This window comes from Parasphingorhabdus sp. (genome assembly GCF_036568145.1).
Lineage (GTDB): Bacteria > Pseudomonadota > Alphaproteobacteria > Sphingomonadales > Sphingomonadaceae > Parasphingorhabdus.
The window spans coordinates 43,018-66,468 of sequence record NZ_DATCTC010000028.1; the positions used below are offsets into that span (position 1 = coordinate 43,018).

The window sequence follows — 23,451 nt, forward strand, 5'->3', positions numbered from 1 at the left end:
ACGTCAACGCATCAGATTATAACGACTGAGCGGATGGCGTTTATTCACCAGTTCTACTAACCGCGCGCTATCGACATGTGTGTATATCTGGGTCGTGCTGATATCGCTATGGCCCAGCAAAGTCTGTAACGCGCGAAGATCGGCGCCGCCTTCCAGCAAATGCGTTGCGAAAGCATGGCGCAGGACGTGGGGGCTTATTTTCGCGGGATTGATACCGGATTTTACCGCCAGATCCTTGATAATCTGAAACAGCCTGATCCGGCTGAGATGCCCGGTGCGGGAAGGGAAAAGATATTTCCCGTCCGCATCGACAAAGGTGATCCACCTGTTTACCGCGCTTCGTGCACGTTCGGATATGGGCACAAGCCGCTCTTTCCCGCCCTTGCCACGGACAATCAAAAAAGGGCGATCGGCCACCACTGACCGGCGCGGTAAAGAAACCAGTTCGCTGGCCCGAAGCCCCGAACCATAAAGCAGTTCCATCAAGGCAGACAGCCTTGTATCGGCGGGCTTCGCCTTTTCGGACGTCAGGGCGGATTCGATAGTTTCAAACAGTGCAGCAATTTCTTCATGCGACAGGATTTTGGGCAAATTGCGCTGCCCGCCGGGGCGCGGCAATGCGTCCGAAGGGTCATCCTCCCGAAAGCCCTCCTCTACCAGAAATCCGAAAAACCGCCGCAACGAAGAGGATTTGCGCGCTATGCTGCTATTCTTCAAATCGCTCCAGTCATGGGCGATCTTTTCCAACATGCTTCGATCTGCCTGCGACAAGGCGCCTTTCGCAAGGGCGGACGCCTGCTCAAGGTCCGAACGATAAGCTGACAGGGTGTTCACAGATGCCCCGCTCTCGGCGGCCATCATTTCCAGAAACCGGTCGATATAGGCAGCATCATTGCTCATATTCTGGCCATCATCCCTTTTGCAGAGCTATGCATTTTCCCTGCGTTCAGGCAAGGATGATCGTGCGTGAGACGGCTAAAGGCTTAAGTCCGCATCAATGCTTCGGCGGCGATCATGCGCGCTTCGGGTTCCATTCCTACGCTGGATAAGGAGCGTGTGATATAGAACAGATGGAGCGGCGACATCGCTTTCCAGCTTCGCCCCTGCATGCCAACGGCGGCCAGCAAGGCGACGGTGCCGCCCTGCCCGCGCAATGCTGCCGACCTTATGGCCCTGCTCCATCGGGATGTTTTTGAAAGGTCCAGTTCCAGCACACCGGCATAATCCTGCAGCGTATCGTCATCCACGCGGCCAAGCCCTGCCAGTGCTGCCAGCAGGAACTGGCTTTTTAACCGGTTGGCGCTCTCGTCATCATCGCCAAAGCTATCGAGCGCGGAATAATCAACCTCCACCGCTTTGCCCGGCGCACCGACGGCCAGCAAGGCCCAGGCATAGCTGCCCGGCTCCACATGCTTGGCCCAAAGCGCTGCATTGCGGTCCAGTCCGGCGGTCAGCATGGATGCAATTAAATCGCCGCTATTTTCCGCCAGGTCGGCCGAAGCCGGGATTCTGGCCGCTGCACGGGCGGTCAGGATTTTTGCGGCGTGGGATGACAAAGCCCCGTTGGAGCGCCCCCACAAGGAACGCATTGCCTCAATCCGCAGATCCGCTGTGCCGCCGGTATAAGCCTGACGCAGCAAAGACGCACGCGCCTTCAGGTCGTCACTGGCCTCCGGATCGTCATAGGTCGCGCCATAGAGGTCAACCATTGCCTTGTTCGACAAGACACCGATGGCAGCAGCAGTATCCGCCGCCTGCATCCGCGAATTTCTGGACAGCATGGGCGCCTGCACACGCCAACCCTGCACATGGCGGCCTACCTTTGCATATAGCCGGTCGGGCGGTTCGACGCCGGTGGCGGCCCCCAGACCAAAACGCCAGTTGTTGAAATATTGGACATCATCCCACTTGATCGTAACCGCGCGTGCGCCATCAACTCCCGCACCCATGGTTTTTTCCGCGAGCAGATAATCTATGCTGGTGACCCCGGTTTTCCGCCGTGCATCCCGTAACAGCGATAGGGCCCGATTTTGATCGCCGGAAAAAGACGCGCAAATGGAAAGGAAGAAATCCCATGTCGGCGCTTCACTGGCCTGCGCGCCCCCTTGCACATAGGGGCAGACGCCGGCGGGGTCGGCTGTTGCCAAATGCGCTTGCATCGTGGCGGTATAAAGCTGCGGCGTAAAATTGCTTGCGTCAACCTTTAGCACCAGCGAGCGGGCGGCCTGCGCCTCCCCCATGCGTAGCAAACGCCATGCGCGTGCGGCGACCCAATCGGCCGGATTGACATTTTCCGGGCTATTCACTTTGCTGAGCAGCGTGCGGCGCAGCAGGATCGAGCCCCAGCGCGAAAAGATAGGTCCGTCAAGATTTGATATAAGGCTGGTCAGATATTGCCCGCCTTCACCGCCGAAAGCATCAGGCGCAAGGCCACCCGAACTTTCCGTCAAAACCCCGATTCTATCCATCGAGCGGCGCGCTTCGCTGGGCAAATAATATTGCGGTAACAGCCTTTGCTCCAGCGCCTCCGGATCAATATTTCCTTCCTCGTCCAAAAGCGAGGACATCGAACCGCCCGCATTCTGATTAGCGGGGAGTGTTCCGTCTATGGGCGCTCCGGCAGGTGAAGGCGTCGATGGACTGCCCGCCACCGGGCCGGGTGTGGGAGTGGGTGCAGGAGAAGATCTGGGCGTTGGAGTGGCTCTGGGCGCCGGAGTGGGCGTAGGGGCCGGACGCGGCGCGGGTGTTGGCTGTGGTTCGGGATCACCAAAGCCCGGCGGCAATAGGGATTCGGGCGCGCTTTGCCCCATGACCGGTATGGACAAAGCGAGGGCAGCAATGCCCACCGTAGCCAATGATAAATATCTGTGGCGAAAGCGCATTGCTTAGTTTGCTTCTCCGACAACAACCGGTTTTTCCACCGGCTTAACGTCTTGCTCAACGTCCATCGAGGACAAAAAGAACATGGCGCCAATGATGACAGCCAGCAAAATAAGCAAAAAAACTAAACTGCGCGGCATATATCTTCCACTATCCTGTTTGTTACAAAGTGGCCCTTCACTATAAAAAGCCATATCCTTCGAAAAAGCGGCCACTCATGCATTGGGTTTTGCACTCGCAACCATCCTATGTATAGCCTTTGCCTTAATGGACAAAAACATGAAAGACCCTTTTAACCAATCCGCCGAAGAATCCGGTGAAGCGTGTGGTATATTGACTGACAAGCCACTGGTTTTGATCGGCCTGATGGGTGTCGGCAAAACAACTGTAGGCCGCAGACTGGCAAAAAGGCTGAATTTGCCTTTTGTCGATGCCGATGAGGAAATCGAAAAAGCGGCTGACCTTAAGGTGGCGGAGATTTTCGACCGCTTTGGCGAAGATTATTTCCGCGACGGGGAAAGGCGCGTCATCGCGCGGCTTATCGAAGGACCGCGCCGCGTTATCGCCACCGGCGGCGGCGCGTTTATGAATGAAGAGACAAGAGAGCTTATCCTCGCCAATACAACCGCGATATGGCTTGATGCTGATATTGATACGCTGGTCAAACGCGTCGGACGCCGCGACACAAGGCCGTTATTGCGCGGCGGCAATACCGAGGAAATTCTAGGCGGTCTAGCGGCCAAAAGAAATCCCGTCTATGCGCTCGCCCATGTGCATGTGACCGGCAATGATGCGCCGCATGACCTTACCGTAGATAAAATAATCGAGGCACTACGTAAATGAACCGAATCCCTGTGGAACTTGCGGGCAATGGATATGATATTCTTGTCGAAGCCGGAGCGCTAGGCAGTGCTGCGAAGTATCTTTTGCCCCATATCCGAAAGGACAGGGTTTTCGTGATAACCGACGCCAATGTCGCGGGACACTGGCTGGAACCATTGGAAACGGATTTACAGAAATCCGGCATTAAAACCATCAGTCATATTCTGGATGCGGGCGAACAGACCAAAAGCTGGGCGGAGCTCGAAAGGCTGACCGACTGGTTGCTGGATGAGGGCGCGGAACGGTCGGACATTCTGATCGCCTTGGGCGGCGGGGTGATTGGCGACCTTACCGGCTTTGCAGCAAGCATCCTGAAACGCGGTTGCCACTTTATCCAGATTCCGACCAGCCTGCTTGCCCAGGTGGATAGCAGTGTCGGCGGGAAGACCGCGATTAACAGCCGCGCGGGAAAGAACCTGATCGGCCGGTTTAACCAGCCGGTATTTGTCTTGATCGACCCGATGGTCCTGAACACGTTGCCGGACCGCGAACTGCGTGCCGGTTATGCGGAGGTGATTAAATATGGCCTTATCAACGACGCGCCGTTTTTCGCATGGTGTGAGGAAAATTGCGGCGCTTTGCTCGACCGTAATCCCGGCGCGTTAAGTCATGCAATAACCCAGAGCGTTCGGGCAAAGGCCGCGATAGTGGCGGAAGATGAAAAGGAATTGAGCGGTCGCCGGGCGCTGCTCAATCTGGGTCATACATTTGGCCACGCTCTGGAAGCGGAAACCGGATATTCCAGCCAGTTGGTGCATGGTGAAGCGGTCGCCGCAGGCATGGCGCTGGCCTTTCACTATTCCGTCCGGCGCGTGCACTGCGATGAAGCCGATGCCCGCCGCGTGGAAAGCCACCTGAAAAACGCGGGATTGCCACATAGTTTGAGCAGCGCGTCGGTAGAGGCATCCGGTGATAGGCTGGTCCAGCACATGCTGCATGACAAGAAAATGGCGTCCGGCAACCTGCCGTTCCTGCTGGCCAATGGCATAGGTCAGACATTCCTTGCCCAAGATGTTGATCTGGCGGACGTCGCGGCGTTTCTTGATCAGGCAGACTGACGCGCTATGGGCATGCTCCGTGAGGAGATAATCCCCCTGCTTACTCCTCGTCTTTGTCTGTCTCGGTAACTCCGAAGGCAAGATGGCGTCCCGCGAACACGTCACCGGCGGTGCGCTGCACCTCCAGGCGGTCGCAGTCCAGCTTGCGATATTCGCGCTCAACGTCATCAATCAACGTATCATCAATATCAAGCCCCGTCAGCGTCTGACGGGCCAGATGGATTGCTGATTCAAATACGTCCCTCTTGGCCCCTGCGATTCCGGCCTTTTTCACTTCCAGCAAATGAATCCGGTCATAAGCACGCACATATAATTTTAAATGGGGGAAGTTCATGCCAATAAACTCCAGCGTCTCTGCCTTCAGTTTTGCTCCCTCCATGCAAAAAACGATAGCCGAGCATTTATCCGCACCCGCCCCGCGCAATAGATCCACGCGCGTTCCATCGCCATAGAAAACCTTGCGGCCATGTTTGCGACTGACACCAATTTGATGTGGTTTATTATCAATCATCGTCACCGGCACGTTCGCGCCGCTCAGCATCTGTGCGACGGTTTGTCCGAACCGGCCATGGCCGACCACGATTACCGAAGCCGGATTGGCATTTTTCACATCATCAAGGTCTTCATCGCCTGCCGGACCAGTAACGTTAAACCGGTTTACTATCAGCATCAGCAAAGGCGTCGTTGCCATTGAAATGGTGATAACCGCGCTAAACAGGCTGCTCGCCTGTGGCTCGATCAGCAACCCCTTTTCAGCGGCGCCGAATAATACAAAGCCGAATTCACCGCCCTGACTCAACAGCATACCCATGACCAAAGCAGGCCTGGTAGCCATACCGAACAGCTTGCCAAGGCCGGTTATGATGACGATTTTTACAACGACCAGCGCGATTGCCGCGCTGAATACAAAAGCTGTGTTCTCTGCAATAATAGCAATATCCAGCATCATTCCGACCGCCAGGAAAAACAGCCCCAGAAGCAATGAGCGGAAGGGATCAATATCCGCTTCCAGTTCATGGCGATACGGGGAATTGGCCAGCATGACACCCGCGATAAAGGCGCCCAGCGCGGGGGATAGTCCGATGATTTCCATCAAGGCGGCACTGCCAAACACAACAACCAGTCCGGCGACGATAAACAATTCCCGCTCGGCAACCTTACCGACCAACGCCAAAACTGGTTGCAGCAAATATTTCCCCGCAAGGATCAATCCGCCAATCGCCAATATCCCGAAAACAGCAACCTGCCATCCCGGCAGTGCCCCCTCGTCGGCGGGAGCGCGGGACAATACTGCCACGATTGTCAACAGCGGGATGATCGACAAATCCTGAAACAGCAGGATCGAAAAGGCCTTTTCACCAGCCGGTGTGTTAAGCCGTCCAGATGATCGCAGCATCGGCAAGACCTGCGCCGTGGACGAGAGCGCAAGCGGCAGTCCAATCGCAAGCGCAGCGCCAACGCTGAAATTTGTCGTTGCCAGGATGAGGAGGAAAAGCGCCAGTCCGCATAAAATAACCTGCCCCATGCCCAGCCCGAATATCGCCTGGCGTAACCGCATCAGACGAGATGGCGCAAGTTCCAACCCCACCAGAAACAGCAGCAGGATAATCCCGATTTCGGAAAATTCGAGGATGTTGGCACCTTCACGGATCAGGCCCAAGCCCTGCGGCCCGATCAATATACCTGCGATAAGATAACCAAGAACCGCACCAATGCCGAATCTGCGGAACAGAAGCACCAGGATCAGCGACGCCCCCAGCATGGTGAAACCGCCAAGCAGCAGATCGCCTAAATGTGTTTCTGTGCCTTCCATCCGTTACACCACCTCATTTTTATGTGCTACGAATGCGGCCAATATGGCATCATATGGCAAAATTATTGCGGCGTGTCGGCCGGGATGGTCCCTCGCGGCGCAAAGATGTTCCATATTATCCCACGAACCGGGCTGCGCCTCTGCGCCAGCCAGATAGCCGGCCAGATGCTCTCTGGCTGCGGCGATTTCCTCCGCCGATTTACCGATCGCTTCTGCAGCCAATATGGCCGTTGAAGCCTGACCCAGTGCGCAGGCATTGACCTCTATGCCCAGATCGGTGATCCGCCCGTCCTCTGACACTATGATGTCGGCGGCAACGCGGCTGCCACAGGTGCGTGAGCGCACCTCCGCCGTGCCATCGGGCTTGTCCAGCCGCGATTGGTGCGGAATCGAAACCGCCAGCCTTAGAATATCGCGCGTATAAAGAGCGCCGCTCATTGTTCGTCATCCGGTCCAATACCGGCCATGGCCCGTCCTTCGTTTACAAACTCGACCAGCGCCTCGCTGCTGGCATTGAGCAACGGATAGGTCCGGGAATCGGCAATCCATTCGGGGCGCGGTTCGGATGCCCCATAAATACTGTCAAAGACAAGAATAGCCAACAAATAGGCCAGCGTCGCGGCAATCAGCCCCTTTATCATGCCGAAACCGAAACCCAGCACACGATCAATCGGCCCCAGCACCGATTTGCGTGTCCTCTGCCCGATTGCCCTGGCTATCCAGCGCCCCAGGGCATAAGTCACTATGAACAGGGAACAAAATGCCAGAACCGACGCGCCGCCCTCTGTTCCGATGGGCTCGGTCAGAAATTCAGTCACCGGTTCATGCAGGAAACGGATCGCGAAAATGATCATCACCCAAGCGATCAGGGCCAAGATTTCCTGCACAAAACCACGCAGAAAACCAAAAATGGCAGCGCCGCCCATCAGCAGCAATACGAAAATATCCAAGCCAGTCATTAAATCTAGCTAAGCGCGAGCAAGCATATGGTCAACGAGATTGGCGAGTTTGGCAAATTGCAGCCGCTTTACAGTGCCGCCGCCTTTCTCACCCGAGGCCGGAATCAACGCGCGGTCAAAGCCCAGTTTCGACGCTTCTTTCAGGCGCAGCGGCGTATTGGACACCGGCCGGATCTCTCCCGAAAGCGCGATTTCGCCAAAGATAACCGCATCGCTTGGCATGGGCCGTTCGGCGTGGGCGGAAATCAGCGCCGCTGCAACCGCCAGATCAGCCGCCGGATCGGTCAGCCGATAGCCGCCGGCAACATTCAAATATACTTCCGCCCCGGAAAAGCTGAGGCCGCATCGCGCTTCCAGCACCGCCAATATCATGGCGAGACGAGAGCTATCCCAACCGACAACCGAACGGCGCGGAGTCGCTCCGCTGGCCAGCCGGACGGTCAGCGCCTGGATCTCCACCAGCACCGGGCGCGTCCCTTCCAGCGCGGGAAAAACAGTCGCGCCAGTCACTTCTTCGCTTCGGTCGGTCAGGAAAAGCGCGGAAGGGTTCTGCACTTCGCTAAGCCCCATTTCCTCCATTGCAAACACGCCGATTTCGTCCGTGCCGCCGAACCGGTTTTTTATCGAACGCAAGATCCGGTATTGGTGGCTACGCTCCCCCTCAAAGCTCATCACCGTATCAACCATATGTTCCAGCACGCGCGGTCCGGCGATATTGCCATCCTTGGTCACATGGCCAACCAGCATCATCATCGTGCCATATTCCTTGGCAAATTTGATGAGTTCCTGTGCAGAGGCACGCACCTGGCTGACGGTTCCCGGCGCCCCTTCAATAAGATCGCTGTGCATCGTCTGGATGGAATCGATCACCACGAAATCGGGCGGAGCCTTTGACAAAGTGGTCAATATGTCGCGCACCGAAGTCGCCGAAGCCAGCTTGACCGGCGCATCGCCCAGACCAAGCCGCCGCGCACGAAGCCGCACCTGATCCGCCGCTTCCTCACCCGATATATAGGCGACCGTGCATCCCGCATGGGCCAGCCGCGCCGACACTTGCAGCAACAATGTAGATTTCCCGATACCGGGATCGCCGCCCATCAGCGTGGCAGAACCGGCCACCAGTCCGCCGCCAACCGCGCGGTCAAACTCCTCGATCCCCGTCCTTTTACGCTCCGGCAGCTTGATTTCGGAATCCAGCCCGACCAGCCGGACTTCCCGACCGCCGCTCTGCAAATTATGTCTGGCGGCAAAGACCGTTTCGCCCGCTTCCTCGACCAGCGTGTTCCAGTCCCCGCAATCCGCACATTGCCCCTGCCAGCGGTGCGAGATAGAGCCACAATTCTGGCAGACATATTTTTTCTTTGGCTTCGCCATTACCATCCTCTAGTGGAACAAAAATAGAACATTATAGTTTTTCATGGCTATTTCAACCGCTTTCATGCTTGCGTGAAACTCTTCATCCTGCCACTCTTGGAAAAATGCGCCAGAAGGAACTCAGACTCGCTCTTATTTGTTACGGCGGCGTTAGTCTTGCCATTTATATGCACGGCATCACCAAGGAAATCTGGAAACTGACCAAGGCCAGCCGGAATTTCCATGACGAACAACCCCCCTATGATGACAGCCGCGCAATCTATTATGACATTCTGAAATGGATAGAGGAGGAAGGTGGCCTCAGACTGCGCGTCCTGCCTGACATTATCGCCGGTGCCAGTGCTGGCGGTATTAACGGCATATTTCTGGCGCAGGCGATTATATCGGGGGAATCGCTGGAACCGTTGACAGAGATGTGGCTGGAGAAAGCGGACGTCGATACGCTGCTTGATCCCGACGCCAGACCATTGTCGCGCTTTTCCAAATTCTGGGCAGAACCCATCGCGTGGATGGCGCTGGGCCGCAAGGGCGGCGCGGTGGAACAGACGGTTTCAAAAGAAGCGCGTGAAGAAGTGAAAATGAAGCTCTCCCGCTTTGTGCGCGCCCGCTGGTTCGCTCCGCCTTTCGGGGGAAAGATATTCTCCGGCCTTATCCTGGATGCGCTGACCAGTATGAAGGGAACCGATCTTGGCCCTAAATTACTGCCGCCCGGACAGCCGCTTGATCTCTTTGTGACGGTCACGGATTTTGTCGGCTATCCGGAAAAGCTGCAACTGCACAGCCCGTCAGATGCCTTGGAGATGGAGCACCGGCTCACGATCAGCTTTTCCACCCGGGGCACAAGCCGCGACAATATGGCTGATCCGGCGGAGCTGGTCTTTGCAGGCCGCTCGACCGCCAGTTTCCCCGGTGCGTTTCCGCCCTTCACCGTCAAGGAACTCGACAGCATATTGGCGGACCGCAAGCTGGAATGGCCCAATCGCATGAACTTTCTGAAACGCATCCTGCCCGGCCAAAGCCGCGCTGGAACCGCTGAAGACACGGTGCTGATCGACGGATCGGTGCTGGCCAACGCGCCCTTTGCCCAAGCGATTGACGCGCTGAAAAACCGGCCTGCCACGCGCGAGGTGGACAGGCGCTTTGTCTATATTGATCCACGACCCGATCTGGATGTTGACAAAAGCCACCGTGCGCTGGAGCGGTTACAGGCGGCTCAGGAAGCCGAAAACGAACATCTGCCCGGTTTCTTTTCCACCATATTTGCAGCCATTTCAAATATCCCGCGTGAACAGCCGATCCGTGACAATCTGAATGACATAGCCCGGCGATCCAACCGGATCATCCAGATGCGGCAGATAACGGAAAACCTGCGCGGCGAAGTGGAATATCATGTCGAAACCCTTTTCGGCAGGACGCTGTTTTTTGACAGCCCGACTGCCGCTCGGCTGGCTGCATGGCGAGGCAAGGCACGGGATAAGGCAAGCAAACTTGCCGGCTTTTCCTATAGTGCATACGGCCATCTGAGGCTGGCGAGCGTAGTTGAGGATATTGCCAGCACCGTCCGGCGCGCCCGGTCCGATGCCGCAGCACATAACCATCCGGCCATGCGATCCGCATTATGGTCACATTTACTGCAACATGGCTTTGACGATATATCCAAAAAAGGCGGGCATGGGCCGTCCAAAATGGTGACCGACTTTTTCGGGCATCAGGATCTGGGCTATCGTATCCGGCGCATGCGGTTTCTTGCGCGGCGCTTTGCCGAGGATCTGGACCGCGCAGAGCCCGATGATTATGCCGTGGTCGAGCAAGTGCACGATGTGATCTACGAATGTCTTGCACTCTATATCGAGCGTGAGACGGTCGAGTATCTAGGCGATGATTTTGTAGCCATGGCCGAACATGCCGAGAACCGGCCCGAACAGCTATTGGACAGCTTGGCAAAGGCCCGTGATATCGTGGCTCTGGACGCGCTGATCGACCATAAGCTGGCCCAGGCCATGGTCGATCTGCCCAAGGTTGAACGACGTTCTTTGCTGCTCGCTTTCCTTGGCTTTCCGTTTTACGACATCGCCACCCTGCCGCTGCTTCAGGGTGAAGGGCTGGATGAATTTGACCCGATTAAGGTGGACCGGATTTCACCCGAAGATGCCAGAACCATTCGCAAGGGCGGTGTCGCCGCGACATTGAAGGGGATTGAATTCAATAACTTTGGCGCATTTTTCAGCAGAAGCTATCGCGAGAATGATTATCTGTGGGGCCGGCTCCACGGGGGCGAGCGGATGATCGACATCCTGCTTTCCACGCTCCCCGAATCCAAACGGCCCGATGCAGCCCAAACGCTGGAGTTCAAGAAAAACCTGTTCCGCGCCATCATTGATGAAGAAGAGAAACGGCTAAAGCGGGTCAGCAGGCTGATCGTATCCTTGCGTAAAGAGATTAACCGCGCGACGCTTTAATGCCCGTTCCCGCCATGGCTATGTGCGGGATTTTCAAGGCTTTTATACACGGCTTCCACAAAGGCATCACCCGTAATGAACGCGTCTTCGTTTATGTCCCATTGCGCCGCCGGTTTCATGGCCTGAATCTGCGCCAGTGATTTTCCGTCCTCACGCCCCTGCTTCACCGCAGAGATGATGCTGACCAGCATATCGCGATAAGCTTTCAGGTCGGCTTTGGTCGCCAGCGAACCGTGGCCCGGTATGATCCGCGTCCGGTCATCGACCATCGCCAGCACCTTTTCTACCGCCGCCAATATGCCCATGACATTGCCGCCGCTTTCAAGATCGACAAACGGCATAGTTTCCTCGTGGAAAAATATATCGCCCATATGGACCACATTGGCCTTTTTCCAGAAAATGACGCTGTCACCGTCCGTATGCGCGTGTGCCATGTGTTTGACCTGCACTTCGTCGCCATTAAGGTGCAGCTTTATGCCGTCATGATAAGTCAAAACCGGCAGTGCTTCTTTCGGGGCAGCGGGGTCATTGCCCTTCCCGCTTTCCTGCTCACCCGATAACCGTTCACGTACATGGTCGTGCGCCAGGATCATCGCGCCCGTTTTGCCGAAATTCTCATTCCCCCCGCTATGGTCGCCATGCCAATGGGTGTTAATCAGATATTTCACCGGCTCCGCGCCCAGCGCTGCCACTGCCGCTTCGATCTTTGGAGTCAGAGGAGCAAACTGGTCATCTATCAGCACCGTGCCGTCAACGCCATAAGAAACACCGATATTGCCGCCCACCCCGGTCAACATAGCCACGCCGTCGGCCAGCTTCTCTGCCTTGATCTCGACCTCGGCAAAGCGGTCTGCATCCTGTGCGTATGCAGGCAAAGCCAGAGGCGAAGCAGCGAGCAGCGCCAGCGATAATGTACGGGTCAATAGAGAGTGCATCAGCGGTTCCTCCACAATTTTTGTCTATTGTAACGGATGATGCGCTTTTCGCATAGAGTCTTGATGGAGCCTCTATTGCTCTTCCACCGTCATTCCCTCGCAGGCGGGAATGACGAGTTGAGGATGCACTTTAAACAGCCTCAAACCAGCCACTCACCCCTTACGCGCACCGATCCCGTTGGTAAGAATATCATTGGCTATTTCCGCCACTTGCGAAGCGGACTTATCCTCGCTCCAGATACCGTAGCGCAGGCCCAGAAATACGTTCATCCCCATAATCGCCCACGCGTGCGCTTCATCAAGTCCATCGCGAAGGTCGCCTGCCTCGCTGCCTTCCTGCAACCGTTCAAAGATACGCGCTGCCGTGCCTTCATAATGGTCGTGATAGCTTTGCGGATCGACAAATTCGGCTTCGTCGATGATGCGGTAAATTTCCTTGTTCTCGCGGGCAAAGTTCATGAACGACTCTAGGGCCAGCTTTTCCCGTTCCAGCGCATCCTTCCACTCGGTCATCGCACTGGCGGCGCGATCTTTGACCCGCAGGCTCATGTCCTTGACCAGCGCGCTGAACAATTCATCTTTCGAATCGAAATAGGTGTAAAAGCTACCCAGAGCCGTTCCCGCCCTTTGGGTAATTCCGGTGATCGAGGCTTCGTGAAAGCCTTTCTCGCCAAACTCTAACGCGGCTGCGTCGAGCAATTTGCGTTTGGTCTTAAGCCCCCGCGCGGTGCGGGGTTGCTTGTCTTTAGAATCGATATGATCGGTATATTCTGTGGCCATAAGGTCACGGCTACCGCCATTTCCTGTAATTGGCAAATTCTTAAGTTGAAATATGGTTCACCTTTCAATAAGGGTAAGAACAAGGCTCGGCAATACCAGCCAATAAAAACAGGAGGAGAGGTTGTTATGAAATTTCGGAATAGTGTGAGTTATGCGGCTTTGGTAAGCTGCTTTGCAACAGGCCTCATCATGCCGGGCGTGGTTCATGCACAGGGCAATGATACGGCAAGCGAAAGCTCTGACGATGGCACAATCGTCGTCACCGCCCGCCGCCGCGAAGAGCGTATCGTGGATGTCCCCCTCTCGATCACAGCGATTAGCGGCGATGATCTGGCCGCTGCCGGGGTTCAGGAAATCACCGAAATCGGCCAGTCCGTTCCCAATATGACGCTGGAAGTATCACGCGGCACCAATACGACACTGACCGCCTTTATCCGCGGTGTGGGGCAACAGGACCCGGTAGCCGGGTTTGAGGCAGGCGTCGGGCTTTATGTCGATGATGTCTATCTGAACCGGCCACAAGCGGCTGTTCTCGACGTGTATGACGTGGAACGGATCGAAGTTCTGCGCGGACCGCAGGGCACGCTTTATGGCCGCAACACGATTGGCGGCGCGATCAAATATGTTTCCCGGCGCCTTTCCGATGAAACGTCTGTCAAAATTAAAGGAACTTATGGTTCCTATGACCAGGCCGATCTGATCGTCTCCGCTTCCACACCGATTACCGATAATCTGCGTATCGGGGCCAGCGGCGCTCGGCTTAGCCGTGGCGGGTTCGGCGATAATCTGGCGCAGCCGGGTGTCGAGAATTATAACAAGGATGTGTGGGCCGGCCGTGCCAGCATGGAATATGAGCGTGACGGCTTTTTCGTCCGTCTCTCCGGCGATTATATCCGCGATGAAAGTAATGCACGTCAGGGCCACCGCCTGATCCCCGGCCTGATTTCGGGCGCTCCGGTTCTGGACGATGTTTATGACGCACGCGCTGGCCTGACTGTGCCTGACCAGCTGGTAGAGGCTTATGGCGGATCGCTTTTGATCGAAGCGCCGGTATCGGACAATATCACGCTGAAAAGCATCACCGCTTACCGCAAGGACAGTTCGGCTTCCAATATCGACTTTGACAGCTTGCCAGCGGCTGACCTCGACGTTCCGGTTATTTATAAAAATGACCAGCTTAGCCAGGAGCTCCAGCTGCTTTATGAAAGCGACAATCTGAACGGCGTATTGGGCGCTTATTATCTGGATGCCAATGCGTTCAACGTGTTTGATGTGCTGTTGGCCACCACCGGCGATCTTATCAACTTGCCCGGCCTTAATGCCCAGACGCTGGGTGATGTTGATACAAAGACATGGTCGATATTCGGCGATTTCACCTATGACTTTACCGATCAGCTCAGCGTATCTGTCGGTGGCCGTTATACCAGTGACAAGCGCAGCGCACGGATTTTGCGGACGACCTTCGTCGGCGGCTTGTCTGATGCGTTTGACGGTCCGGGTGTCCCGATCGCCGTGACTTCCGATTTTGACGGCAGCGACACGTTCAAGGAGTTTACCCCGCGTGCGTCGGTCAGCTGGAAACCGGACCGCAACAACAATATCTATTTCACCTATTCACGCGGCTTCAAGGGCGGCGGGTTTGACCCGCGCGGCCAGTCCAGCGCTACGCCGGACTTTAACCTGGATGGCACAATTTCCGATGATGAAGTTTTCAACTTCCTGCAATTTGATCCGGAAACTGTTGATAGCTACGAAATCGGCTGGAAAGCCTCTTTGCTGCAAAACCGCCTGAACATCAGTGTTGCGGCGTTTAAAGGCGATTATTCCGATGTGCAGATCCCCGGATCGATCGGCGTTGATACCAATGGCGACGGCGTGAGCGACAGCTTTGCGGGGATTACATCCAATGCCGCAAGCGCCGACGTAAACGGCTTTGAATTTGAAGGCCGCGCGCTGGTCGGCCGCGATTTTGCCGGAGCCGGTAGCCACTTTAACGTCAGTTGGTCGATTGGTTATCTCGATGCCAAGTTCAACACGTTTATCGACGCTTTCGGCAATGATGTCGCCGACCAGCGCGTGTTCCAGAACACACCGGAATGGACGGGCAGTTTTTCAGCAAATGTCGGTTTCCCGGTTGCCAGCGGGATGCTTGACCTGAACGGCGCTATCTCGTTCCGCAGCGATGCGAGCCAGTTCGAGGCTCCCAACCCGTTCCTCGACCAGGATGGTTTCTCTCTGGTCGATGCCAGCCTGATCTACAGTGATGATCTCGACCGGTTTACCATCGGGGTTTATGGCAAGAACCTGTTCGACAAGCGTTACAAGGTGGCCGGTTATAATTTTGTCACCGGCGGCGAAAACGGCGCGCCATTTGTGCCCAATCTGGGACTGGAAGGAACGCTGACCGCATTTTACGGCGATCCACGGCGCATCTTCGTGACCGGCGAAATCAGGTTTTAAGCCGGTAGGATGACCAGCAAGGAAACGCAGGCGGATCACAACGGAGCGGGTGCGCCTGCCTATCGGGACCATTATTACCGCAGCGGTGATGACCGGTTAACGCTCTATGCCCGCATTTACGAAAGCGATGGACCGCCACTTTTACTGATGCACGGTCTGACCCGCAACAGCGCCGATTTTGAAGGGCTGGCCGCGCATCTGGCGGGGAAATACGGGCTTGTCATTCCGGACCAGCGCGGACGCGGGCGATCCGAATATGATCCGGAGCCCGACAATTATAATCCGGCTGTCTATGTGGCCGACATGGCGGCGCTGATCGCTGATCTGAAGCTCGACCATCCGGGCCTGATCGGAACCTCCATGGGCGGGCTGATGTCCATAATGATGGCCGCGAGCGCGCCGGAAGATTTTAGCGGTATCGTCCTCAATGACATCGGTCCGGTGGTCGAGCAGGCCGGGTTGGACCGGATACAAAGCTATGCCGGATCGCACGAGCCGTTTGATAACTGGCAGGATGCGGCCGACAATGCCCGCAAGGTCCATGCAGATGCGATGGCCGGATATAGCGCGCAGGACTGGATGGGTTTTGCCCGACGCACTTGCCGCGAGCTGCCAGATGGCCGCGTGAAACTGGACTATGATCCCGCCATTGCGCAGGGTCTGTCGGGCAGCGACCAAACGGTTGTCCCCCCTGATCTTTGGCCTTTGTGGGAGAGCTTTTCCGACCTTCCCGCGCTGATTATCTATGGCGCATTGTCGGACATTATATCCGCCGATACGATTTCGGAAATGCAGCGCCGCCATTCGGGGCCGATTAGCGCGGTAGAGATTGCGAACAGGGGCCACGCACCGATGCTGGACGAACCAGCGGCTTTATCCGCGATTGATGCTTTCCTGAATAAAAGCAGCCGATAGATGACGGATAAAACAAGCCCCATGCCGCGCCCGGATGCTCCCCGCGTGACCTCACCCAATGTCGCGCTTGGCATGTTGCTACTCGTTTATATCTTCAATTTCGTTGACCGCCAGATATTGGCGATTCTTGCCGGTCCGATCCAGGCCGACCTTGGATTAAGCGATACCCAGATGGGGCTGCTCGGCGGGATTGCGTTTGCTTTGCTCTATTCTACTCTGGCGGTTCCCCTTGGCTGGATTGCCGACAGGACCAGCCGAAGCTGGGTTATCACTATCTCGCTGGGTATATGGAGCGGGTTTACCGCGCTTTGCGGCTTTGCCCAGGGTTTCTGGACGATCTTCCTCGCCCGGCTGGGTGTCGGCATCGGGGAAGCGGGCGGCGTTGCGCCTTCTTATGCGCTGATCTCTGACTATTTCCCCAGCGAGAAACGGGCACGGGCGCTGTCCATCTATTCGCTCGGCATTCCGCTGGGCTCTGCGACCGGCGTGGTAGCGGGCGGCTATATCGCGGCCAGCGTCGATTGGCGGCTCGCGTTCCTGACTGTCGGGCTTGCGGGCGTTTTGCTTGTTCCCGTCTTCAAATATTTTGTGCGCGATCCGGTGAAGCCACCTGTGATCGACGAAGCTGCACCGCCGCAGCCCAGTTTCATGGAAGTCCTAAAAATCTTGTCCGCAAAGCGTGCGTTCTGGTTTCTCGCCCTGGGCGCGGCGTCCAGTTCGATGCTCGGCTATGGCATTGCCTTCTGGCTGCCCAGCCTGTTGCAGCGCAGCTTTGGCTTGAACTTAATCGAAACATCGCTGTTCTTCGGCTCGATACTGCTGATCGGCGGGGTTGCAGGCGTGATGGGCGGCGGTATGCTGGGCGACTGGCTGGGCGGCAAGAACAAGGCCGCTTACGGGCTTGTCCCGGCCATTGCCTTTCTGCTCGCGGTCCCGCTATTTGCCGCTGGCATCATGAGCGGTTCGGCCACGCTGGCTTTCATATTATTCCTGATCCCGCAGGGTCTGGCCTATATCTGGCTTGGCCCGGTTCTATCCGCGGTGCAGCATCTGGTGACAGCGGAAACGCGGGCCACCGCTTCGGCGCTGTTCCTGCTGATAAACAATCTGGTCGGGATTGGCGGCGGAATATTCTTCCTGGGCGCGCTGTCCGATGCCCTGACGCCTGTTTATGGCGAAGAGGGCCTGCGCTACTCCATGCTGATTTCGTTGATATTCTACCTGTTCGCTGCCGGTTTCATGGCTTTGGCAGCGCGCTATTTGCAAAAGGAATGGGTGGCGGAAGGTTGAGCGTTATAATAGGACTCCCCTTACCCGTTAGTGCTGAGCCTGTCGAAGCACGTCCCCAGGCCAGACGCAGTGCCAAACTCATAAACGTCCTTCGACAAGCTCAGGACTAACGGATTCTTGTTTGGCCCCGCAACGCAAGCACCTAACCCAGCTCTTCCGCCCTTAACGCCTTGCGATCCAGTTTCCCGATCATCGTCTTGGGCAGGGTTTTGCGCACGACGACATCGATGACCCGCTCATGCTTGCCAAGCTGCGGGTTCAGCCAGTCTTTCAGCGCCGCGCCATCAACATCCATGCCCTCTTCCAGAGCCACGTAAGCCTTGGGACTTTCGCCGCGATAATCATCCGGCACACCGATAACCAGCGCCTCTTTAACCGCTTCATGCTTGTAGAGTATTTCCTCGACCTGACTGGGGAAAACCTTGAAACCGCCCACCGCGATCATGTCCTTTAGCCGGTCCACAATCTTGATATAGCCGTCCTCGTCAATCACAGCGACATCGCCGGTACGCAGGAAGCCATCGACGAACACTTCTTCGTCCGCCTGCGGTAAGTTCCAATAGCCTTGCATGACCTGCGGGCCAGAGAAAATCAGCTCGCCCGGTTCCCCGTCCGGAACCGCTTTGGTCGGGTCTTCCTTGTCCACCAGCTTGACCACCGTGCCCGGAACCGGCTGTCCGATCGAGCCGGATTTATTCAAACCGGCATAGGGATTGGCGCTCACCACGCCGGAACTTTCGGTCAGGCCATAGCCCTCGACCAGCTTCGAACCAGTCTTTGCCTCGAACTTCTTCTTAAGCTCCAACGGCAAGGGAGCGCCGCCGGACACGCATATCTTCAGGGACGAGAAGTTCGTCTTGTCAATATCGGGATGGTCGAGCAGCGCCTGATACATGGTCGGCACGCCGGGCATCGCCGTAATCCGGTTACGGGTAATGGCCTTCAAAGTCTGTTTCGCATCAAAACGCGGCAGCATCACAATCTCTCCGCCGCGCGCAACCGTGCGGTTCAGCACCGCGCTATTGGCAAAGACGTGGAAGAACGGCAGCACACCCATCAAGCGGTCCTCCTCTTCTATAAAGGGATCAATGCTGTTGATCTGCCGCGCATTGGCGGTCAGGTTCTGGTGGCTGAGCATTGCGCCTTTGGGCGTGCCGGTGGTGCCGCCGGTATATTGGAGCAACGCAATATCCTTTTCCGGGTGGATATTGGGCGCGACATAATTACCGTCATTATTGGTGAGGTCGGCAAAAGGTATGATCCGGTCATCATCTGGTTGCGGTGTGTTTTCCTTGTTCCGGAACAGGCGATAAAACAAAGCCTTGCCCGCTGGCAAAGCGCCCGCAACGCTCCCCACGACCAGCCGTTCCAGACTGGATTTCTGAAGCACTTCATAAGCGACCGGAAAGACCGCGCTGGCGGAAAGCGTGAACAGGATTTTTGTCCCGCTATCCTCAACCTGATGGGCCAGTTCATCCACCGTATAGAGCGGAGAGAAATTGACGACCGTAGCGCCTATCGCCATCGCGCCATAATAGCCCGTCACATAATGCGGGACATTGGGCAGGAACAGGCCCACCCGGTCGCCTTTCTTAACGCCCAGATCCTGCAAGCCTTTCGCCACCCGAATGACTCCGGAAGCCACTTCGGAATAGCTGTATTTCCGCCCCATGAAATCGAGCAGGTTCATATCCCCGCGGCGCCCCGCCGAACGGAAAAACATGCCCGGCAACGTCAACGGAGAGAAAAACTGATCCCAGTCCGTAGGATGATTATAGCGCGACTTCCAGATCGGAGCAGGCTCGGCAGGCGAAGGAGTTTCAGGCGTGTCGTTCATAGAAATGAGCCTATGTGAATATATTGCGGGTGACAATGGGTAACGCCGGATGTCGGGGGACTAAAGGGCGCGATGCCCTGTGTCCCCCGATCCGGCAGTATCAAAGCTTCTCCAGCCGCACCGGCAATCCGTCTCTGGGCTGCGGGATCGGGAAGACTTGCCAATCCGGCTCATAATCCGGTCCGCCTGACAGCACCACGCGGTTTTGCGTCAGCATGGCGTGCATCAGAATCTTGATCTGCATATAGGCAAAATGCAGCCCCAGGCACATGTGCGCGCCGCCGCCAAAGGGAACCCACGCATATTTGTGGCGACCCACACTGTTTTCCGGTGTGAAGCGCATGGGGTCAAACTTGTCGGGGTCCGGCCAGTGTTTTTCCATCTTGTGCACAAATTGCGGGCTGACCCCGATGCTTGTGCCAGCGGGTATCGTGTAGTTGCGGAAGGTAAACTCCTTGATTGCCCGGCGCGGGATGCTCGGCACCGGCGGGATCAGGCGCAACGCTTCCTTGAACGCCATTTCGGTGAGTTCCAGCTTGCCAAGATCCTCATAGGCAAGCGGCTGGCCGGCGGGCGCGACAGACAGACATTCCTCGCGCAGTTTGTCCTGCCATTCCGGATGTTTGGCGAGCAGATAGACCAGGCTGGTTGCAGATGAGGTGATCGTGTCATGCGCCGCCATCATCAGGAAGTTCATGTGATCGACCACTTCACCCTCGGTCAGCAGCGCGCCATCCTCGTGCGTGGCAAGGCATATCTGCGTAAAAATATCATCGCCGCCTTTTTCACGGCGGGCTTTTACCTGCGGCGTAAAATAGCTGAGCAGATATTCCCGCGCCTTCACACCGCGCCTCATCTTGGTGAACGGGAGCGGGGAGCGCACAACCCCTATGGATGCCTGCACCTCGTCAACAAAGGCTTTGTTGATCTTGTCCGCCTCCGGCCCCCAGGGGATGCCCAGAATGGCGCTGGCTGCGGTATCAAGCGACAGGGATTTGATCGCGGGATAAAATTGGAAGCTGGTTTCGCTCCATTCTGCCACGCGCTCTGCTATGCCTTCGTTCAGAACCTTGCAATGATGTTTCATCGGACCCGGCTTGAACGCAACCGACAGCGCCTTGCGGTCCGCACGGTGGCGATCAAAATCCATCAGCATCAGCCCGCGCGGGAAAAGATTGTTCAATACCGGTCCCCAGCCCTGTTCGCTGGAGAAAATCTTGTCCTTGTTGAACATCACCAGTTCGGTCGCATCCGCGCCCAGCAATGTGACATTATGCTTGCCGAAACTGCGTGTCCGATAGACCGAGCCATATTTTTCAAACATATGGCGCCCGAAACCTATCGGATCCGCTATGACTTTCAGGGTCGTGCCCAGGAATGGCACTCCTTCTTCACCGGGAATATGGGCAAGCGCCTCTTTACCGGGCGGCGGAACCCAATGCGGGTTGGCAGTCTCTGTATGGGGATATCCATGGGCTTGTGCGACGCTGGCCAAAATAATTCTCCTAAATCAACATTCTTTGGCCTTTATAATAGATACTTTCATTAATGTCAGCAAACATCTCTGTTCATTCTCAATTCAATCCATCAATGCTAGATAATTGGGCAACAGCGCATGAAAAGGGGCTCTTAATGACACATTTTTCAATCAAAAAGCTGGTGAAACCGGCCATGCTTGGCGGAGCGATGCTCGGCCTTAGCGCCTGTGCCTATAGCGGCGGCTCCTATGGCGACAATTATGTGAACGGCATGGGCTATGCCTGCGACCCCTATGCGCCCTTTGATGATTATTACGCCTGTGACAACAGCTATGGCTACGCCAATATCGGATTTGGCGGCGGTTGGTATGACGATTTCTATTACCCCGGCTATGGCATATATGTTTTTGATAACCGCGGCTCTCGCCATACCATGAAAAATAACCATCGTCGGCATTGGGCCCAAAGACGCGCGGAATATGGATCGCGCCATGATCGCCGGGACCGTAACCGCGATTGGAACAGACGGGACGACCGCCGGCAAGACCTGACCCCGGCCCAACGCGCCGAACGCAGGGAACGCTGGCAAGAGCGCCGTGAAGACCGCTCTGATCGCGGGGACCGCCGCACGTATAGACGTGATCGCACAAATGATGATCGCAGCCGGGTACAACCGCGCAGCAATCGCCAAGGCACTGCCACCCGCGCACAGCGCCCGACAAGATCAGCAGCGCCGCAAAGGCAAGTGAAACAAAAGCAAGTCCAGCAAAGACAGGTTCAGCAAAGACAGGCACCAGCCGCACGCGCTGTCCCAGCCGCAAGGCCAACCGCGAAAAATGGCCGTAACGTCGTTTCGCGTAACAAGGTCAACAAAGACTGAATGAAACCGGGCCGCTCCCCGAAATAAGGAAGCGGCTACGGGTCACGTCAAAAGCCCTGCTGTATCCCCTTTGGGAAAATATCCTTAAATACTCTCTCCGTGGCCGCGCCATTTTACTTCAGATCAATATTGGCCTGATTTCAGGCAAATCTTTTGACTATTCAGGACAGTCCCACGGGTTAGCCGAGATAATGGTTAACTAATTTGTAATCTTTTGTAAAAACCGTTATCTGCATTGCTGTTAATAATATTCGTATCAATAGTATTGGGGGCAAGACTATGGCGACGGCATTTCGTGATATTCAACCGGACGATTACAAACCCACGGAAATCCATCCGCAGCATGGCGTAATCATTGGCGGCCCCGCAGCACGGGCCAAGCGCATAGAATATGGCATATTGCTGTCTTCCATGGTTATCGGCTCGCTTGGCGCACTCTACTGGACCGTGACTCAGGCAACCGGCTGGGTCGAATGGTCGGCCTTCCTGTTCGGTTATATCCTTATCAATGTCGGCGTGGGCATTGGCTATCACCGTTTTTACACTCACCGCGCTTTTGAAGCGGGACCAAAAATGCGCCTTGCCATTGGCATCATGGCGCAAATGGCCTGTCAGGCATCCGTCCTGAAATGGGCAGCCGACCACCGCCGCCACCACGCCTTTGCCGACCGCGTTGGCGACCTGCACAGCCCCTATGTTGACGGCCATGGCAAGAAAATGGGTAAGTGGAAGGGGCTTGGCATCGCCCATTTCGGCTGGCTGTTCGATAACACAACGTCCGATATGAATGTCTATGGCAAGGGCCTGATCGACGATCCGCAAGTCTTATGGTGCCATCGTCACCGCTGGGCGATTGCGATTTTCTCCAGCATCGTTCTGCCGGCATTATGGGCGCTGGCCTTTGGCGGGCCGGAACATATTATCGGCACCATCCTTATCGGCGGATTTCTCCGTAATTTCTTTTTTCTCAACTTCGTCATGGGCGTGAACAGCATCGGTCATGTCTTTGGTTCGCAACGATTTAATACCAAGGACGGCTCTCGCAATAACTGGTTCATGGCGTGGATGACCTTTGGCGATGGCTGGCACAACAACCATCACCAGCACCCCCGCTCGGCCTATGCCGGAATGATGTGGTGGGAGGTCGATGTGAATGGCTATATCATCACTATGTGGGAGAAAATGGGTCTGGTCTGGAATGTCCAGCGCGCACCCAAATATGTCCGCGACGCCGATGGCAACTGGGTGCAGGAGAAGAAACAGGCTCTCGGTGCAAAGTCCGATAGCCTGCAAAGCCCGGAAGACATGTCCGCAGATGATGGCGGGGTAATGTTTGCCAATGATGCGAAGGTGGATAACGCAAAGGCAGCCGCCGACATTTCGTGATTGGCCAGCCGAACCACATTTCAAATCTTTCGTCATTCCCGCAAAGGCGGGACTCCGTTAATCCT

At 56.1% G+C, this 23,451-nt stretch carries 20 protein-coding genes; 9 read left to right on the forward strand and 11 right to left on the reverse strand.

Features of this window, described 5'->3' with window-relative positions; genetic code table 11:
• Positions 1-3: 3 nt before the first annotated feature.
• Together VIN76_RS10405 and VIN76_RS10410 are read right to left on the reverse strand one after the other, a co-directional pair.
• Positions 4-900: a tyrosine recombinase gene (locus VIN76_RS10405; RefSeq protein ID WP_332041781.1), complete on the reverse strand. Its 897-nt coding sequence runs from the start codon at positions 898-900 to the stop codon at positions 4-6.
• Positions 901-983: 83 nt separating this feature from the next.
• Positions 984-2,567, reverse strand: a complete 1,584-nt coding sequence (locus VIN76_RS10410; RefSeq protein WP_332041782.1) for a hypothetical protein — start codon at positions 2,565-2,567, stop codon at positions 984-986.
• A 40-nt stretch (positions 2,568-2,607) separates the two neighbouring features.
• Here VIN76_RS10410 and VIN76_RS10415 point away from each other — a divergent pair, with 40 nt between their 5' ends.
• Entirely contained in the window at positions 2,608-2,889 is a 282-nt protein-coding gene (locus VIN76_RS10415) for a hypothetical protein (protein WP_332041783.1), read from the forward strand.
• On the opposite strand, the gene VIN76_RS10420 is transcribed toward VIN76_RS10415, so the two are convergent.
• Complete coding sequence (locus tag VIN76_RS10420; RefSeq protein ID WP_332041784.1) at positions 2,886-3,074, reverse strand: hypothetical protein; 189 nt, start codon at positions 3,072-3,074, stop codon at positions 2,886-2,888. The genes VIN76_RS10415 and VIN76_RS10420 overlap by 4 nt on opposite strands.
• An 85-nt stretch (positions 3,075-3,159) precedes the next feature.
• Here VIN76_RS10420 and VIN76_RS10425 point away from each other — a divergent pair, with 85 nt between their 5' ends.
• Together VIN76_RS10425 and aroB are read left to right on the forward strand one after the other, a co-directional pair.
• Positions 3,160-3,723: a shikimate kinase gene (locus tag VIN76_RS10425; RefSeq protein ID WP_332041785.1), complete on the forward strand. Its 564-nt coding sequence runs from the start codon at positions 3,160-3,162 to the stop codon at positions 3,721-3,723.
• Complete coding sequence (gene aroB / locus VIN76_RS10430) at positions 3,720-4,820, forward strand: 3-dehydroquinate synthase (RefSeq protein WP_332041786.1); 1,101 nt, start codon at positions 3,720-3,722, stop codon at positions 4,818-4,820. Before VIN76_RS10425 ends, aroB begins: the two co-directional genes overlap by 4 nt.
• Before the next feature lie 40 nt (positions 4,821-4,860).
• Here aroB and VIN76_RS10435 read toward each other — a convergent pair whose 3' ends face one another.
• From VIN76_RS10435 to radA, 4 genes are read right to left on the reverse strand one after another with little or no spacing between them, the layout of a single operon-like run.
• The gene (locus VIN76_RS10435) at positions 4,861-6,633 is read right to left on the reverse strand and encodes a monovalent cation:proton antiporter-2 (CPA2) family protein (RefSeq protein ID WP_332041787.1); all 1,773 of its coding nucleotides are present in this window, start codon (positions 6,631-6,633) and stop codon (positions 4,861-4,863) included.
• A gap of 3 nt (positions 6,634-6,636) precedes the next feature.
• Positions 6,637-7,071 (reverse strand): iron-sulfur cluster assembly scaffold protein, encoded by a 435-nt coding sequence (locus VIN76_RS10440; RefSeq protein ID WP_332041788.1) that lies wholly within the window; start codon positions 7,069-7,071, stop codon positions 6,637-6,639.
• Entirely contained in the window at positions 7,068-7,592 is a 525-nt protein-coding gene (locus tag VIN76_RS10445) for a CvpA family protein (RefSeq protein WP_332041789.1), read from the reverse strand. Before VIN76_RS10445 ends, VIN76_RS10440 begins: the two co-directional genes overlap by 4 nt.
• 9 nt (positions 7,593-7,601) lie before the next feature.
• A complete protein-coding gene (radA, locus tag VIN76_RS10450) occupies positions 7,602-8,966 on the reverse strand; it encodes a DNA repair protein RadA (protein ID WP_332041790.1) in 1,365 nt (454 codons plus the stop codon).
• A gap of 104 nt (positions 8,967-9,070) precedes the next feature.
• On the opposite strand from radA, the gene VIN76_RS10455 reads away from it, so the two are divergent.
• Entirely contained in the window at positions 9,071-11,425 is a 2,355-nt protein-coding gene (locus tag VIN76_RS10455; protein WP_332041791.1) for a patatin-like protein, read from the forward strand.
• On the opposite strand, the gene VIN76_RS10460 is transcribed toward VIN76_RS10455, so the two are convergent.
• Both VIN76_RS10460 and VIN76_RS10465 read right to left on the reverse strand, forming a co-directional pair.
• Positions 11,422-12,360 (reverse strand): MBL fold metallo-hydrolase, encoded by a 939-nt coding sequence (locus tag VIN76_RS10460; RefSeq protein WP_332041792.1) that lies wholly within the window; start codon positions 12,358-12,360, stop codon positions 11,422-11,424. The genes VIN76_RS10455 and VIN76_RS10460 overlap by 4 nt on opposite strands.
• A 153-nt stretch (positions 12,361-12,513) precedes the next feature.
• Positions 12,514-13,140, reverse strand: coding sequence for a TetR/AcrR family transcriptional regulator (locus tag VIN76_RS10465; protein WP_332041829.1), 627 nt, complete (start codon positions 13,138-13,140; stop codon positions 12,514-12,516).
• Positions 13,141-13,266: 126 nt separating this feature from the next.
• Here VIN76_RS10465 and VIN76_RS10470 point away from each other — a divergent pair, with 126 nt between their 5' ends.
• From VIN76_RS10470 to VIN76_RS10480, 3 genes are read left to right on the forward strand one after another with little or no spacing between them, the layout of a single operon-like run.
• On the forward strand, positions 13,267-15,600 hold the full coding sequence (locus tag VIN76_RS10470) for a TonB-dependent receptor (RefSeq protein ID WP_332041793.1): 2,334 nt from the start codon (positions 13,267-13,269) through the stop codon (positions 15,598-15,600).
• Between the two features lie 9 nt (positions 15,601-15,609).
• The gene (locus VIN76_RS10475; RefSeq protein ID WP_332041794.1) at positions 15,610-16,515 is read left to right on the forward strand and encodes an alpha/beta hydrolase; all 906 of its coding nucleotides are present in this window, start codon (positions 15,610-15,612) and stop codon (positions 16,513-16,515) included.
• Positions 16,516-17,805 carry an MFS transporter gene (locus VIN76_RS10480; RefSeq protein ID WP_332041795.1) on the forward strand — a complete coding sequence of 430 codons (1,290 nt, stop codon included), beginning with the start codon at positions 16,516-16,518 and terminating at the stop codon, positions 17,803-17,805.
• Between the two features lie 142 nt (positions 17,806-17,947).
• Here VIN76_RS10480 and VIN76_RS10485 read toward each other — a convergent pair whose 3' ends face one another.
• Entirely contained in the window at positions 17,948-19,642 is a 1,695-nt protein-coding gene (locus VIN76_RS10485; protein ID WP_332041796.1) for a long-chain fatty acid--CoA ligase, read from the reverse strand.
• Positions 19,643-19,742: 100 nt separating this feature from the next.
• A complete protein-coding gene (locus VIN76_RS10490; RefSeq protein WP_332041797.1) occupies positions 19,743-21,137 on the reverse strand; it encodes a cytochrome P450 in 1,395 nt (464 codons plus the stop codon).
• Between the two features lie 137 nt (positions 21,138-21,274).
• On the opposite strand from VIN76_RS10490, the gene VIN76_RS10495 reads away from it, so the two are divergent.
• Together VIN76_RS10495 and VIN76_RS10500 are read left to right on the forward strand one after the other, a co-directional pair.
• Entirely contained in the window at positions 21,275-22,000 is a 726-nt protein-coding gene (locus tag VIN76_RS10495) for a hypothetical protein (protein ID WP_332041798.1), read from the forward strand.
• Positions 22,001-22,279: 279 nt separating this feature from the next.
• On the forward strand, positions 22,280-23,386 hold the full coding sequence (locus VIN76_RS10500) for an acyl-CoA desaturase (RefSeq protein ID WP_332041799.1): 1,107 nt from the start codon (positions 22,280-22,282) through the stop codon (positions 23,384-23,386).
• The last annotated feature ends 65 nt before the right edge of the window (positions 23,387-23,451 follow it).